A 17,377-nucleotide genomic window follows, 5' to 3' on the forward strand; every position below is an offset into this window, starting at 1 on the left:
GCCGACACACAAGTTTGCCGCTTTGCCGTGTAGGAATCCCTCTTACTGTACCCGCGTACGATGCGCCGCCTGCCCTGCAGGCCGTAGATTCGCACGTAGTCACCCGTATTCCGCAGCAAGGACACCGCAATCATGGCCGAACAGAACACTCCCAAGCTCCAAGGCAGCATCGTGCGCATCGAAGGCAACGCCTGGCTCAAGCAGCCGGACGGCAAGATCGTGCAACTGCGCCCGGGCGACCGCGTGGAGGAAGGGCAGACCCTGGTGACCGGTCCGGACGGTCGGCTGCATCTGGCCCTGGCCAACGGCAACGCGCTGGAGATCGGCGCCGACCGCAGCGTGCTGGCGGACCAGGACATGCTGGCCCAGGCCACGGTGGACAAGGCCGAGGCAGCCCTGCTGCCGCCCGACGCCGACGCGATGCGGGTGATCGCCGCACTGGCCAGTGGCGCCGACCCCTTCGATGCCCTGGACCCGACCGCGGCAGGCCTGGCCGGCGGTGGCGCCAATAGCGGCCACTCCTTCGTGCGGGTGCTGCGCATCGCCGAAGACATTGAAGCCGCCAGCTTCAGTGTCGCAGCGGCCGATGCCGCCGCCGCGCCGACGGATATCGACACCCCGGACGCCAGCATCGAGGACCCGCAGGATGCCCTAGCGGTAAACGACAGCGCCAGTGGCGCCGAAGACAACGGCATCGTGCTCGACGTGCTGGGCAATGACAGCGGCAACGGCCTGTCGATCACTGCGATCAACGGCTCGGCCATTTCGGTCGGCAACAGCATCGCGCTGCCGCAAGGCACGATCACGCTCAACGCCGACGGCACGCTCGGTTTCGTACCCACCACCAACTTCAACGGCAACGTCAGCTTCACCTACACCACCAGCAACGGCGAGAGCAGCAGCTCTGCCACCGTGTCGCTGCTGGTGACGCCGGTGAACGACGCCCCGACGAGCAGCAATTCATCCGTCATCACGCAGGAAGACCAGCCGGTATCGGGCCAGGTCAGCGCCAGCGATATCGATGGCGACACCCTCAGCTTCAGCAAAGCAAGCGACCCGGCTCACGGCACGGTGGTCGTCAACGCGGATGGCAGTTGGACCTATAACCCTGCCGCCAACTACAACGGCCCCGACAGCTTCAGCGTCCTGATTTCCGACGGCCAGGGTGGCACCACGACCAGCACCGTCACGATCGGCGTGCAGCCGGCCAACGACGCGCCCACCGCCGTCGCCGACAGCAACACGCTGGCCGAGGACAGCAGCCTCATCGTCCCCGCTGCGAGCGGTCTCCTCGCCAACGACAGCGACCTGGATGGCGACACGCTCTCGGTCACACAATTCAGCATCGCCGGCCTCGGCGGCAGCTTCACGGCGGGCAGCACGGCCAGCATCGCGGGCGTGGGCACCCTGACGATCAATGCCGATGGCGCCTACGGTTTTGTACCGGTGGCCAATTTCAATGGTGCGGTGCCGGTGGTGACCTATACCGTCTCCGATGGCACGACCACCACGACCAGCACGCTCACGCTGGGCGTCACGCCTGTGAACGACGCGCCGCTCGCCACGGCCGACACCAACACGACGGCCGAAGACACACCGCTGACCACCAGCGCGCTGACGGGCGTGTTGGCCAACGATTCAGATGTCGATGGCGACGCGCTGACGGTCACCCAGTTCAGCGTCGCGGGCGTCACGGGGACCTTCGCCGCCGGCAGTACCGCCACCATCGCAGGCGTGGGGGCGCTGACGATCAACCCCAACGGTTCTTACACCTTCACCCCCGCCGCCAACTACAACGGTGCGGTGCCGCTGGTGAGCTACACCGTCTCCGATGGCACGACCACCACAAGCAGCACGCTGGCGCTCAGTGTCACGCCGGTGGCTGATTCCACGGTGACAACACCCGACGCGCTGACGGTGGCCGAAGACTCGGGCACGACCAGCGGCAATGTGCTGAGCAATGACAGCGACGCCGATGGCCCGCTGTCGGTCTCGCAATTCGTGGTCTCGGGCACCACCTACACCGTGCCCGCAGGCGGCTCGGCGACCGCCAGCCTGGCCGGCATCGGCACCCTGATCATGGCCAGCAACGGGGCCTACAGCTTCACCCCGGCGGCCAATTACAACGGCACGGTGCCGACGGTGACCTACACCGCCACCGATGGCAGCAGCGCCGCCATCGATACGCTGAACATCACCGTCACGCCGGTCGACGACGCCTTCATCGATGCCAACGAAACCGTCAGCACCAACGAAGACACCGCGCTCACCGGTTCCGTATTGAGCGGCACCAGCAGCGTCGATGGCCCGGTCACGGTCACGAACTTCAGCATCGCAGGCGATGCGACGACCTACACGGCGGGCAGCACGGCGACGATCGCGGGCGTGGGGACCCTGGTCATCAACGCCAACGGTGCCTATACCTTCACGCCGGCCGCCAACTACAACGGTCCGGTGCCGTTGGTGAACTACACCACCAGTGATGGCTCCAGCACGGATACGTCCACGCTGACTATCAACGTCACGCCGGTCGACGACGCTTTCATCGATGCCGACGAAACCGTCAGCACCAACGAAGACACCGCACTCACCGGCTCGGTGCTGAGCGGCACCAGCAGCGTCGATGGCGCTGTCACGGTCACCGGCTTCAGCATCGCAGGCGATGCCACGAGTTACTCCGCCGGTAGCACGGCGACGATCACGGGCGTGGGCACCCTGGTCATCAACGCCAACGGTGCCTATACCTTCACGCCGGCCGCCAACTACAACGGCCCGGTACCGCTGGTGAACTACACCACCAGCGATGGGTCTTCGACGGACAACTCCACGCTGAGCATCAGCGTGACGCCTGTCGACGATGCCACGCTCACTGCGCCGGATGCACTGACGGTGGCCGAAGACTCGGGCACGACCAGCGGCAATGTGCTGAGCAATGACAGCGATGTCGATGGATCGCTCTCGGTCTCGCAGTTCGTCCTCTCGGGCACGACCTACACCGTGCCGGCAGGCGGCTCGGCGACCGCCAGCCTGGCTGGCATCGGCACCTTGGTCATGGCCAGCAACGGGGCCTACAGCTTCACCCCGGCGGCCAACTACAACGGCAACCTGCCGAGCATCACCTACACCGCCACCGATGGGACCAGCAGCGACAGCAACTCGCTGAACATCATGGTCACGCCGGTCAATGACGCACCAGATGCCGTGAGCGATACCAACACGACGGCAGAAGACGCGACGCTGAGCACCAGCGCACTGACGGGGGTGTTGGCCAACGATACGGATATCGATGGCGACACGCTGACGGTTACCCAGTTCAGCGTCGCGGGCATCACGGGGACCTTCGCCGCCGGCAGCACCGCCAGCATCGCAGGCGTGGGTTCGCTGACGATCAATGCCAACGGTTCCTATACCTTCACCCCGGCCCCCAACTACTACGGTGCGGTACCGGTTGCGACCTACACCGTCTCCGATGGCACGACCACCACGACCAGCACGCTGGCGCTCAGTGTCACGCCGGTAAACGATGCACCGATCGCCAACACGGACCTGGTGGCGACGCCGATCAACCAGCCGGTCACCATCGACGTGCGCGCGAATGACACGGACGTGGACAACGCCACCAACACGCTGACGATCAGCAATCCGCTGGTCAATGCCGCGCAAGGCAGCGTGTCGCTCGACGCCCAGGGTCGTGTCGTGTTCACCCCGGCCACGAACTACAGCGGCACGGCCACGATCACGTACACCGTGACCGACCCGGACGGCCTGTCCAGCACGGGCAGCGTCACAGTCACCGTCGGCAACAACACCCCGCCCGACTCGGCCAACGCCACGCTGACCATCGCGGAAGACAGTGCCCACACCCTCGGCAGCGCAGACTTTGCCTTCACCGACAGCGACGTCGGCCAGAGCCTTGCCGCCGTGCGCATCGACAGTCTGCCTGGTGCTGGCACATTGACGCTCAATGGCAACCCGGTCGTCGCGGGTACCGTGGTGTCACTGGCCGAAATCAATGCCGGTCTGCTCGTCTTCACACCGGCGGCCAATGCCAATGGCAATGCCTACGCGAGCTTCAGCTTCAGCGTGCAGGACAACGGCGGCGCGTTCGACCTCACACCGAACACGCTGAGCTTTGATGTCACGCCGGTCAATGACGCGCCCGTGGCTGCGGACGACAACTTCACCACGGCGGAAGACACCCCCGTCACGATCACTCTGCCCAGCCTGCTTGCCAACGACTCGGACCCGGACGGCGACACCGTGGTGGCATTCTCGGCTGGCGCCGCCACCCATGGCAGCCTGTCCCTGGTGAACGGCAACCTCGTGTTCACGCCGAATGCGGGTTACAGCGGCCCGGCCTCCTTCACCTACTCGATTCACGACGGAAATGGCGCCGTCGACACGGCCACCGTTTACATCACGGTCACGCCCGTCAACGACGCACCCGAAACCGCCGATGTCTCAGTCACCGGCGCCGAGGATTCGGTGCTGAGCATCACCCTGTCCGGCAGCGACGAAGACAACACGGTGAGCGGCTATGTGATCGGCAATCTGCCCAGCAACGGCACCTTGTACCGCGATGCCGCGATGACCCAGTTGATCGCGGCGGGCGACACCGTCACCGGCAGCACGGTCTACTTCCAACCCAATGCCAACTGGAACGGCGCAACGGACTTCCAGTACGCCACGCTCAATGACGAAGGGGTGACCGACAGCACGCCGGCCACCGTCAGCATCACGGTCACGCCGGTCAATGATGCCCCGGTGGCCGTCGACGACAACCTGGTGACTGCGGAGGACACCCCGCTCACGATCAGCCTGCCCAGCCTGATCGCCAACGACTACGACGTCGATGGAGACACGATCGTCGCCTTCGCCGCAGGCAGCACCACGCACGGCACGCTGTCGTTTGTGGGGGGCAACCTGGTGTTCACGCCGGATGCCAACTACAACGGTCCCGCGTCCTTCACTTACTCGATCCACGATGGCAATGGCGGCGTGGATTCCGCCACGGTCAATATCAATGTCACGCCGGTAAACGACCTGCCCGAGAGCAATGATCTGAACGTCTCGGGAGCCGAAGACTCGACCCTTGTGCTGGCCCTGGCAGGCAGCGACAGTGATGGCACGGTGTCCGGTTACGTGATCGGCAGCCTGCCCGCCAACGGCAGCCTGTACCGCGACGCAGCCGGCTCGCAAGCCGTCGCCATCGGCGACGTGGTCGCCAGCCCGGTTTACTTCGTACCGAACGCCAACTGGAACGGCAACACCAGCTTCCAATACGCGGCGCAAGACAATGAGGGCGGCGTCGACCCGACTCTGGCAACAGTCAGCATCACCGTCACGCCGGCCGCCGACCCAACCCTGACGAACACCGACACGCTGACGGTGGCCGAAGACTCGGGCACGACCAGCGGCAATGTGCTGAGCAATGACAGCGACGCCGATGGCCCGCTGTCGGTCTCGCAATTCGTGGTCTCGGGCACCACCTACACCGTGCCCGCAGGCGGCTCGGCGACCGCCAGCCTGGCCGGCATCGGCACCCTGATCATGGCCAGCAACGGGGCCTACAGCTTCACCCCGGCGGCCAATTACAACGGCACGGTGCCGACGGTGACCTACACCGCCACCGATGGCAGCAGCGCCGCCATCGATACGCTGAACATCACCGTCACGCCGGTCGACGACGCCTTCATCGATGCCAACGAAACCGTCAGCACCAACGAAGACACCGCGCTCACCGGCTCCGTGCTGACTGGCACCAGCAGTGTCGATGGCGCAGTCACGGTCACGAACTTCAGCATCGCAGGCGATGCGACGACCTACACGGCGGGCAGCACGGCGACGATCGCGGGCGTGGGGACCCTGGTCATCAACGCCAACGGTGCCTATACCTTCACGCCGGCCGCCAACTACAACGGTCCGGTACCTGTCGTGCAATACACGACCAGCGATGGGTCCAGCACCGACACTTCCACGCTGACGATCAATGTGACTCCAATGGTCGACGGCTTCTCGGATGCCAACGAAACCGTCAGCACCAATGAAGACACGGCCCTCACCGGCTCGGTGCTGAGCGGCACCAGCAGCGTCGATGGCCCGGTCACGGTCACCGGCTTCACGGTTGCTGGTATTGCCGGCAGCTTCAACGCTGGCCAGACGGCCAACATCACAGGCGTGGGCACCCTGGTCATCAATGCCAACGGTGCCTACACCTTCACGCCGGCCGCCAACTACAACGGCCCGGTACCGCTGGTGAACTACACCACCAGTGATGGCTCCAGCACGGATACGTCCACGCTGAGCATCAACGTCACGCCGGCCGACGACGCTTTCATCGATGCCGACGAAACCGTCAGCACCAATGAAGACACGGCCCTCACCGGCTCGGTGCTGAGCGGCACCAGCAGCGTCGATGGCCCGGTCACGGTCACCGGCTTCACGGTTGCTGGTATTGCCGGCAGCTTCAACGCTGGCCAGACGGCCAACATCACGGGCGTGGGCACCCTGGTCATCAATGCCAACGGTGCCTACACCTTCACGCCGGCCGCCAACTACAACGGTCCGGTGCCGCTGGTGAACTACACCACCAGCGATGGCTCCAGCACCGACTCCTCTACCCTGAGCATCACGGTCGATTCAGTCGATGACAGCTTCATCGATGCCGACGAAACCATCAGCACCAATGAAGACGCCGCCCTCACCGGCTCGGTGCTGAGCGGCACCAGCAGCGTCGATGGCCCGGTCACGGTCACCGGCTTCACGGTTGCTGGTATTGCCAGCAGCTTCAACGCTGGCCAGACGGCCAACATCACGGGCGTGGGCACCCTGGTCATCAATGCCAACGGTGCCTATACCTTCACCCCGGCCGCCAACTACAACGGTCCGGTGCCGTTGGTGAACTACACCACCAGCGATGGCTCCAGCACGGATACGTCCACGCTGACTATCAACGTCACGCCGGTCGACGATGCGTTCAGTGACGCGAATGAAGTGGTCAGCACCAACGAAGACACTGCGCTCACCGGTTCCGTATTGAGCGGCACCAGCAGTGTCGATGGTCCGGTCACGGTCACGAACTTCAGCATCGCAGGCGATGCCACGATCTACACGGCGGGTAGCACGGCGACGATCGCGGGCGTGGGGACCCTGGTCATCAACGCCAACGGTGCCTATACCTTCACCCCGGCCGCCAACTACAACGGTCCGGTGCCGTTGGTGAACTACACCACCAGTGATGGCTCCAGCACGGATACGTCCACGCTGACTATCAACGTCACGCCGGTCGACGACGCGTTCATCGATGCCGACGAAACCATCAGCACCAATGAAGACACGGCCCTCACCGGCTCGGTGCTGAGCGGCACCAGCAGCGTCGATGGCGCTGTCACGGTCACCGGCTTCAGCATCGCAGGCGATGCCACGAGTTACTCCGCCGGTAGCACGGCGACGATCACGGGCGTGGGCACCCTGGTCATCAACGCCAACGGTGCCTATACCTTCACGCCGGCCGCCAACTACAACGGCCCGGTACCGCTGGTGAACTACACCACCAGCGATGGCTCCAGTACCGACAACTCCACATTGAGCATCTCGGTCACGCCCGTGGATGACGAGTTCACGGACAGCAGCGAAGTGGTGCGCGTCAACGAAGACACCGTGCTGACGGGTTCCGTCCTGGCAGGTACGGTCAGTGTCGACGGACCTGTCAGCGTCCTCAGCTTCAGTGTCGCAGGCATCAGCGGAGCCTTCTCCGCAGGTCAGACCGCCACGATTCCTGGGGTCGGCACGCTCGTCATCAATGCCAACGGTGCTTACACCTTCACCCCAGTCGCCAACTACAACGGCAGCGTGCCGCAAGTGTCTTACCTGATGAGCGACGGTTCGTCGATCGACACCTCCACGCTACGCATCACGGTTGACCCGGTGGACGACGCCTTCAGCGACGCCAACGAAACCGTCAGCACCAACGAAGACACTGCGCTCACCGGTTCCGTGCTGAGCGGCACCAGCAGTGTCGATGGTCCGATCACGGTCACGAACTTCAGCATCGCAGGCGATGCCACGAGTTACTCCGCCGGTAGCACGGCGACGATCACGGGCGTGGGCACCCTGGTCATCAACGCCAACGGTGCCTATACCTTCACGCCGGCCGCCAACTACAACGGCCCGGTACCGCTGGTGAACTACACCACCAGCGATGGGTCTTCGACGGACAACTCCACGCTGAGCATCAGCGTGACGCCGGTCGACGATGCCACGCTCACTGCGCCGGATGCACTGACGGTGGCCGAAGACTCGGGCACGACCAGCGGCAATGTGCTGAGCAATGACAGCGATGTCGATGGATCGCTCTCGGTCTCGCAGTTCGTCCTCTCGGGCACGACCTACACCGTGCCGGCAGGCGGCTCGGCGACCGCCAGCCTGGCTGGCATCGGCACCTTGGTCATGGCCAGCAACGGGGCCTACAGCTTCACCCCGGCGGCCAACTACAACGGCAACCTGCCGAGCATCACCTACACCGCCACCGATGGGACCAGCAGCGACAGCAACTCGCTGAACATCATGGTCACGCCGGTCAACGACTTGCCCAGCGCCGTCAACGATGCCAACTCGGTCCCGATCAATAGCAGCGTCAGTGGCAACGTCCTGAGCAATGACGGCGACATCGATGGCAACGCGCTGACGGTAACGGGTTTCACCGTGGCCGGTGTCGCAGGCAGCTTCACGGCGGGCCAGACCGCCAGCATCGCTGGCGTCGGCGACCTCACGATCAACGCCAACGGCGCATACAGCTTCACCCCGGCGGCCAACTACGCCGGTGTCGTGCCTGTCGCCACCTACTCGATCAGCGACGGCCAGGGTGGGTCCGCCAGTGCCACCCTGACCCTCACCATGGGGGCCAATACACCGCCAGTTGCAGACAATGACAGCAACACCGTCATCGAGGACACCCCCGCCACCGGCAACGTGCTAGCCAACGACAGCGACCCGAACGGCAACCCGCTGACCGTCACTCAATTCTCGGTCGCCGGCGTCGCCGGTGCGTTCATTGCCGGCCAGACGGCCAGCATCACCGGCATCGGCTCACTGGTGATCAACACCAACGGCAGCTACACCTTCACCCCGGCAGCCGACTATAACGGCGCAGTGCCTGTCGTCACCTACACCATCAGCGACGGCTTGGGCGGTACCGACAGCGCCACCCTTAGCCTGGGCCCGGTCACGCCGGTCGACGACGCCTTCATCGATGCCGACGAAACCGTCAGCACCAACGAAGACAGCACTCTCACAGGCTCGGTGCTGACTGGCACCAGCAGCGTCGATGGCACAGTTACGGTCACGAACTTCAGCATCGCAGGCGATGCCACGAACTACGCCGCCGGTAGCACGGCGACGATCGCGGGCGTGGGCACCCTGGTCATCAACGCCAACGGTGCCTATACCTTCACGCCGGCCGCCAACTACAACGGTCCGGTGCCGCTGGTGAACTACACCACCAGTGATGGCTCCAGCACGGATACGTCCACGCTGAGCATCAACGTCACGCCGGTCGACGACGCTTTCATCGATGCCGACGAAACCGTCAGCACCAATGAAGACACGGCCCTCACCGGCTCGGTGCTGAGCGGCACCAGCAGCGTCGATGGCCCGGTCACGGTCACCGGCTTCAGCATCGCAGGCGATGCCACGAGTTACTCCGCCGGTAGCACGGCGACGATCACGGGCGTGGGGACCCTGGTCATCAACGCCAACGGTGCCTATACCTTCACGCCGGCCGCCAACTACAACGGCCCGGTACCGCTGGTGAACTACACCACCAGCGATGGCTCCAGCACGGATACGTCCACGCTGAGCATCAGCGTCACGCCGGTCGACGATGCGTTCAGTGACGCGAATGAAGTGGTCAGCACCAACGAAGACACCGCACTCACCGGCTCCGTGCTGACTGGCACCAGCAGTGTTGATGGCGCGGTCACGGTCACGAACTTCAGCATCGCAGGCGATGCCACGAGTTACTCCGCCGGCAGCACGGCGACGATCACGGGCGTGGGCACCCTGGTCATCAATGCCAACGGTGCCTACACCTTCACGCCGGCCGCCAACTACAACGGTCCGGTACCTGTCGTGCAATACACGACCAGCGATGGGTCCAGCACCGACACTTCCACGCTGACGATCAATGTGACTCCAATGGTCGACGGCTTCTCGGATGCCAACGAAACCGTCAGCACCAATGAAGACACGGCCCTCACCGGCTCGGTGCTGAGCGGCACCAGCAGCGTCGATGGCCCGGTCACGGTCACCGGCTTCACGGTTGCTGGTACTGCCGGCAGCTTCAACGCTGGCCAGACGGCCAACATCACGGGCGTGGGCACCCTGGTCATCAATGCCAACGGTGCCTACACCTTCACCCCGGCCACCAACTACAACGGTCCGGTGCCGTTGGTGAACTACACCACCAGTGATGGCTCCAGCACGGATACATCCACGCTGACTATCAACGTCACGCCGGTCGACGACGCTTTCATCGATGCCGACGAAACCGTCAGCACCAATGAAGACACGGCTCTCACCGGCTCGGTGCTGAGCGGCACCAGCAGCGTCGATGGCCCGGTCACGGTCACCGGCTTCACGGTTGCTGGTATTGCCGGCAGCTTCAACGCTGGCCAGACGGCCAACATCACGGGCGTGGGGACCCTGGTCATCAATGCCAACGGTTCCTATACCTTCACCCCGGCCACCAACTACAACGGTCCGGTGCCCGTCGTGAACTACACCACCAGCGATGGGTCTTCGACTGACAGTTCCACGCTGACAATCAATGTGACCCCAATGGTCGATGGCTTCTCGGATGCCAACGAAACCGTCAGCACCAATGAAGACACGGCCCTCACCGGCTCGGTGCTGAGCGGCACCAGCAGCGTCGATGGCCCGGTCACGGTCACCGGCTTCACGGTTGCTGGTATTGCCGGCAGCTTCAACGCTGGCCAGACGGCCAACATCACGGGCGTGGGGACCCTGGTCATCAATGCCAACGGTGCCTATACCTTCACGCCGGCGGCCAACTACAACGGTCCGGTGCCGTTGGTGAACTACACCACCAGCGATGGGGCTTCGACTGACAGTTCCACGCTGACGATCAGCGTGGCAGCGGTCAACGACGCACCCGTCGCCGCGATCGACAGCAATACCACGGCCGAAGACACGCCGCTGACCACCAGTGCGCTGACGGGGGTGTTGGCCAACGACACGGATATCGATGGCAACCCGCTGACCGTCACCCAGTTCAGCGTCGCGGGCGTCACGGGGACCTTCGTGGCTGGCAGCACTGCTGCGATTGCTGGCGTGGGCTCGCTGACGATCAATGCCAACGGCTCCTACACCTTCACCCCAGCCGCCAACTACAACGGCGCGGCGCCCTTGGTGAGCTACACCGTCTCCGATGGCACGACCACCGCGACCAGCACGCTCAGCCTGAGCGTGACGCCGGCCAATGACGCCCCGGTACTGGACCTGGACGCCAACAACTCGACCGCCGGCAACGCCGACTACACGACTACCTACGTCGAGAACGCCGCACCGGTGTCGATTGCCGACAGTGACATCAGCGTTGCCGACGTCGACAGCAGCAACATCCAGAGCGCGACCATCACCCTGACCAATGCTCAGGCCGGTGACGTCCTGGCGGTGGGCAGCCTGCCCGCCGGCATCACAGCCAGCATCGCGGGCAACGTGGTCACGCTGTCCGGCAACGCCTCGCTCGCCAGCTACCAGACGGCCATCCGCGCGGTGACCTATGCCAGCACCAACGAGAATCCGAGTTCGTCCGACCGCATCATCACCGTCACCGTCAGCGACGGCAGCAGCACCAGCAATACCGCGACGACCTATGTGCATGTCACGCCGGTCAATGACGCCCCCATCGCTGCTGCCGATACCAACACCACGGCAGAAGACACCACGATCACCACTACCGCGTTGACCGGCGTGCTGGCCAACGACACGGATGTCGATGGCAACCCGCTGACCGTCACGCAATTCACCGTGGCGGGAGTCACAGGTACGTTCGCCGCAGGCACCACCGCCGCGATTGCTGGCGTAGGTTCGCTGACGATCAATGCCAACGGCGCCTACACCTTCACCCCAGCCGCCAACTACAACGGTGCGGTGCCAGTCGCGACCTACACCATCTCCGATGGCACGACCACCGCGACCAGCACGCTCAGTCTGAACGTGACGCCCGTCGCCGACCCCACGATGACCGCAGCGGACGCGCTGACGGTGGCCGAAGACTCGGGCAGCACCAGCGGCAACGTGCTCAGTAACGACTCGGACGCCGACGGCGCGCTGCGCGTCTCGCAATTCGTGGTCTCGGGCACGACCTATACGGTGCCCGCTGGCGGCAGCAACACCGCCACCTTGGCCGGTGTCGGCACCCTAGTCATGAACAGCAATGGCAGCTACAGCTTCACCCCGGCCGCCAACTACCACGGCAACGTGCCGGGCATCACCTACACCGCCACCGATGGCAGCAGTTCCGCCAACAGCACGCTGAGCATCACGGTCACCCCGGTCGCCGACCCCACGGTGACCGCAGCGGACACGCTGACGGTGGCCGAGGACTCGGGCAGCACCAGCGGCAACGTGCTCAGCAACGACTCGGACGCCGACGGCGCGCTGCGCGTCTCGCAATTCGTGGTCTCGGGCACGACCTATACGGTGCCCGCTGGCGGCAGCAACACCGCCACCCTGGCGGGTGTCGGCACCCTGGTCATGAACAGCAATGGCAGCTACAGCTTCACCCCGGCCGCCAACTACAACGGTGCGGTGCCGACCGTGACCTACACCGCCACCGATGGCAGCAGCTCCGCCAACAGCATGCTGAGCATTACGGTCACGCCAGTGAATGACGCACCGGTCGCCACGGCTGACAGCAACACCACGGCCGAGGACACCCCGCTGTCCGTCGCGGCAGTCAATGGCCTGCTGGCCAACGACACGGATGTCGATGGCAACACGCTGACGGTCACCCAGTTCAGCGTCGCGGGCGTTACGGGGACCTTCGCGGCCGGCAGCACCGCCACCATCGCAGGCGTGGGGGCGCTGACGATCAACACCAACGGTTCTTACACCTTCACCCCCGTCGCCAACTACAACGGTGCGGTACCGGTGGCGACCTACACCGTCTCTGATGGCACGACCACCGCGACCAGCACGCTCAGCCTGAACGTCACGCCGGTGAACGATGCCCCCAGCACCACCGGCGGCAGCGTGACCGGTACAGAGGATCAGCCCTTGGTCCTCAACTGGTCGCAGTTCAACGTCAGCGACGTAGACGGTGGCCCCGCGCAAGCCATTGTCATCACAAGCCTGCCCGCCAGCGGCACCTTGCAGTACTCGACCAACGGCGTGACCTGGACCAGTGTGAGCACCGGCCAGACCGTGCTCAAGTCGTACATCGACCTGGGTTACCTGCGCTTCCTGCCGGCCAGCAACGAGTCCGGCATCGACGCCCTGGGTGGCAGTGGCACCGGCAACCGCCAGGCCAGCTACGCCAACCTGGGCTACCAGGTGGTCGATGGCTCCGCCACGAATGGCAGCGGCAACAGCGGCGGCCTGGTCATCGACATCGCACCGGACGCCGACGCCCCTGCCGTCAGCCTGCAACTGGGCGCGCCCAGCTTCACGCAAACCGGCACCGTCTCTGGCCGTGCAACCGGTTACGACACCTACTCGGTGAGCCTGGCTGCCGCCCTGACCGACACCGACGGCAGCGAGACCCTATCCAGCATTCGCGTCACCGGCTTGCCCTCGGGCGCCACGCTCAGTGCCGGCACCCAGCAGGCGGACGGCTCCTGGGTGGTGACCCAGGCCCAGCTCGCCGGGCTCACCCTGCGCGTGCCGACCGGCAGCGCCAGCTTCAACCTGACGGCCAGCGCCACCAGCACGGAGGCCGGCAACAACGACCAGGCGACCGGCAGCGCCAGCGTGGCGGTCAGCACCAACCACGGCACGATCGGCGTCGCGGATACCGCGACCGCAGTCGAAGCCGGCGGCACGGGCAATGCCACGGCGGGAACCAATCCGACGGGCAACGTACTCACCAACGACCTGATCATCGACAGCGGCGACAGCAAGCTGGTCTCGGCGGTCAGCTTCGGTGGCACGGCAGGCACGGTCGGCAGCGCGCTGGCCGGCGCCTACGGCACGCTGACCCTCAACGCGAACGGCAGCTACAGCTATGTCGTCGACAACAGCAACAGCGCGGTGCAAGCACTGCGCACCAGCAGCAACACGCTGACCGAGACCTTCACCTACACCACCACCGATGGCACGGGAACGGGTTCGTCCAGTACCACGCTGACCGTCACCATCCAGGGTGCCAACGACGCCCCGGTCGCGGTGGCGGACACCAACGTCGTCACACGGACCAGCAACACTAATGTCAGCATCAGCACCACGGTTGCCACCGGTGTGCTGGCCAACGACGCGGATGTGGACAGCGGCGACACCGAGCGCGTCTCGGCAATCAACAATGGCACCACCACGCAGACCATCTCGTCCGGTGGCTCCACGACGATCGCCGGCGCCTACGGCAACCTGACAATCTACTCCGACGGTCACTACACCTATACGACCACCGGCTCGCGCCCCAACGCCGACGTGCAGGACGTGTTCACCTACACCATGCGGGATACGGCCGGGCTGACCTCGCAAGCCACCCTGACGATCCATGTGGACCGTGCCAACGCCACCCCCACGGCCGCCAACGGCAGTGTGACCGGCACCGAGGACACGCCCTTGGTCTTCACCTGGGCCGACTTCAACGTCAACGACCTGGACGGCGTGAGCGCCACGCTGGGCATCAACATCCGCTCCCTGCCCACCGACGGTGTGCTGCAGACCTCCACCGACGGCGTGACCTGGACCAACGTCACCTCCACCAACACGACGATCCTCAAGAGCAGCATCGACGCCGGCCTGTTCCGCTTCGTGCCGGATGCCAACGAGTCGGGCAGCGACGCCTACTCGACCAGTGGCACCGGCAACATGCGCAACGACTACGCGAGCTTCACCTATCGCGCAACCGACGGTGCGGCCAACAGCAGCAACGTGACGATGACGGTGGACATCACCCCGGTCGCCGACGACGCCGATCTCACCGTGGGCGGCGTGTCTATCATCGACGGCTCGGTCCTGGTCGTCACTCCGCCGGCCAGCGAAGGCCTCACCGTGCGGCAATACACCGCCGTGTCGAACATCTCCACCACCACGGTGGACACCGCGAGCGAGGTGCTGTCGCTGCTGACGCTGCTGGATGCCAACACGGCCAGCTCCACCAGCATCTCCACCTCGCCGCAGAACTACGTCACTGGCAGCGGATCGCCTTCCGGCATTTCAACCGACGGGGCCTACCGCATCACCGGCCTGATCTACATGGAAGCCGGCCACACCTATACCTTCAGCTCCTACATGGACGACACCGCCCTGCTGTCCATCGGCGGCACCGTGGTACTGGCCAAAAACTTCAATAGCTGGGGCAACATCACCGCCTCGACCTACACGCCGACCACCAGCGGCTACTACACGCTGGACTGGGCGGTTTACAACGGTGACAGCGTCGGTGCCTTGAAGCCCTACCTGAGCGTCGATGGCGGCACCGCACAAGAGCTGACCACCGGCAACTTCAAGCTCTACAGCTCGGTCGACGCCCTCGAGTCCCTGGGCGGCGTGCATGACGCCTACAACGCGGTCAGCACTTCGGGCGGCTATTACCCGGTCAGCAACAGCGGCGTGGAAGACACCAGCATCAAGCTGTCGCCGGTCACCGTCGGCCTGTCGGACACCGACGGCTCGGAAGCCCTGGTGAGCCTGGTGGCCACCGACCTGCTGGTCGGCACCGTGCTGTCCGATGGCACGCGCAGCTTCACCGCGACGGCCGGCAACACCTCGGTGGACATCACCGGCTGGACGCTCAGCTCGCTGACCCTGCGCCCGCCGCAGAACTTCTTCGGCAACTACGCGCTCGACCTGACCGCCACCACCCGTGAGACCGCGACCAATCAGCTCGCCACCAACACGACCACACTGACCATTCCGGTCGCCGCAGTCGCCGACGTGCCGACCGCCGTCGCCGACGCGGCCAGCCTGACGGAGGACTCGGGCAGCTACCTCGCCAGCGGCAACGTGCTGGCCAATGACAGCGACCCGGACGGCGACGCGATCAGCGTCTCCGCAGTCAACAACCAGACCGGCCTGCTGGGCGTCGCCGTCGCTGGCGCCTACGGCTACTTCCAGATCAACGCGAACGGCAGCTACACCTACTCGCTGCTCAACGACAACGCGCGCATCAACGCCCTGAACAACGGGCAAAGCGTGACCGACCGCGTGAGCTACACGGTGACCGATGCCACCGGCATGAGCAGCACCGCGACGCTGAGCATCACCATCAACGGCAGCACCGACGGCTACAGCGCCAGCAGCACGATCACCGGCACCGCCGGCGCGGACGTGCTGGCCGGCACCGCCTCGGCCGACATCATCAGCGCCCTGGCCGGCAACGACTACATCGAGGCCGGCGCCGGTCACGACGTGCTGCGCACCGGCGACGCTGCCACCAGCACGGGCCAGGACGTACTGGCTGCGTCCGGCTTCATGACGCAGTCCGAGGCCAGCATGACCGATGGCAGCGGCGTGCTCACCACCAACGACGCCACGCACCGGGGCTACGGCGACCTGGCCAACGGCGGCGACGGCAACGACGCGCTGATCGGCAGCGGCACCGGCAGCCACCTGCTGTACGGTGGTGCAGGAGATGACTACCTGCTCGGTGGCGCCCACAGCGACGCCCTGCGCGGTGGCGCCGGCGCTGATCGTCTCGAGGGCGGCGCCGGGTCTGACGTGATGCGCGGCGACTTCGGTCCCGACGTGTTCGCGTGGTCCCTCGGCGACCAGGCGGCCAGCCAGGGTGCGACCGCCGCTGCGGCCGGCAACATCTACGGCGTGGCCGCCGGGGTGCAACTGGCCGCAACCACCGACCTGGTGAGCGACTTCAGCAAGGCGGAAGGCGACGTGCTCGACCTGCGCGACCTGCTGGCGGGCGAGAGCCACCTCGGCCTGGACACCGGCAACCTCAGCAACTACCTGCACTTCGAGCTGTCGAACGGCAACACCGTCGTGCATGTCAGCACCACCGGCGGTTTCGCCGGTGGCAACTACGACGCGAGCAAGGAAGACCAGACCATCGTGCTGCAGAACGTGAATCTGCTGCACGACGGCTCGGCCACCCTGCTCAACGACAACGCGGTGATCCAGGACATGCTGAAGAACAATCGCCTGATCGTGGATTGAGTTTCAGGCAATACCCGCAACA

1 protein-coding gene is annotated in these 17,377 nt (G+C 65.1%); it reads left to right on the forward strand.

The features are described 5' to 3' along the window. Positions 1-132: 132 nt before the first annotated feature. Complete coding sequence (locus NMB43_RS15055; RefSeq protein WP_494348980.1) at positions 133-17,355, forward strand: retention module-containing protein; 17,223 nt, start codon at positions 133-135, stop codon at positions 17,353-17,355. The last annotated feature ends 22 nt before the right edge of the window (positions 17,356-17,377 follow it).

It is taken from the genome of Uliginosibacterium sangjuense, assembly GCF_059132465.1.

Coding starts and splice junctions, on each gene's coding strand:
- NMB43_RS15055 (WP_494348980.1), top strand. CDS start 133: ATGGCCGAACAGAACACTCCCAAGCTCCAAGGCAGCATCGTGCGCATC.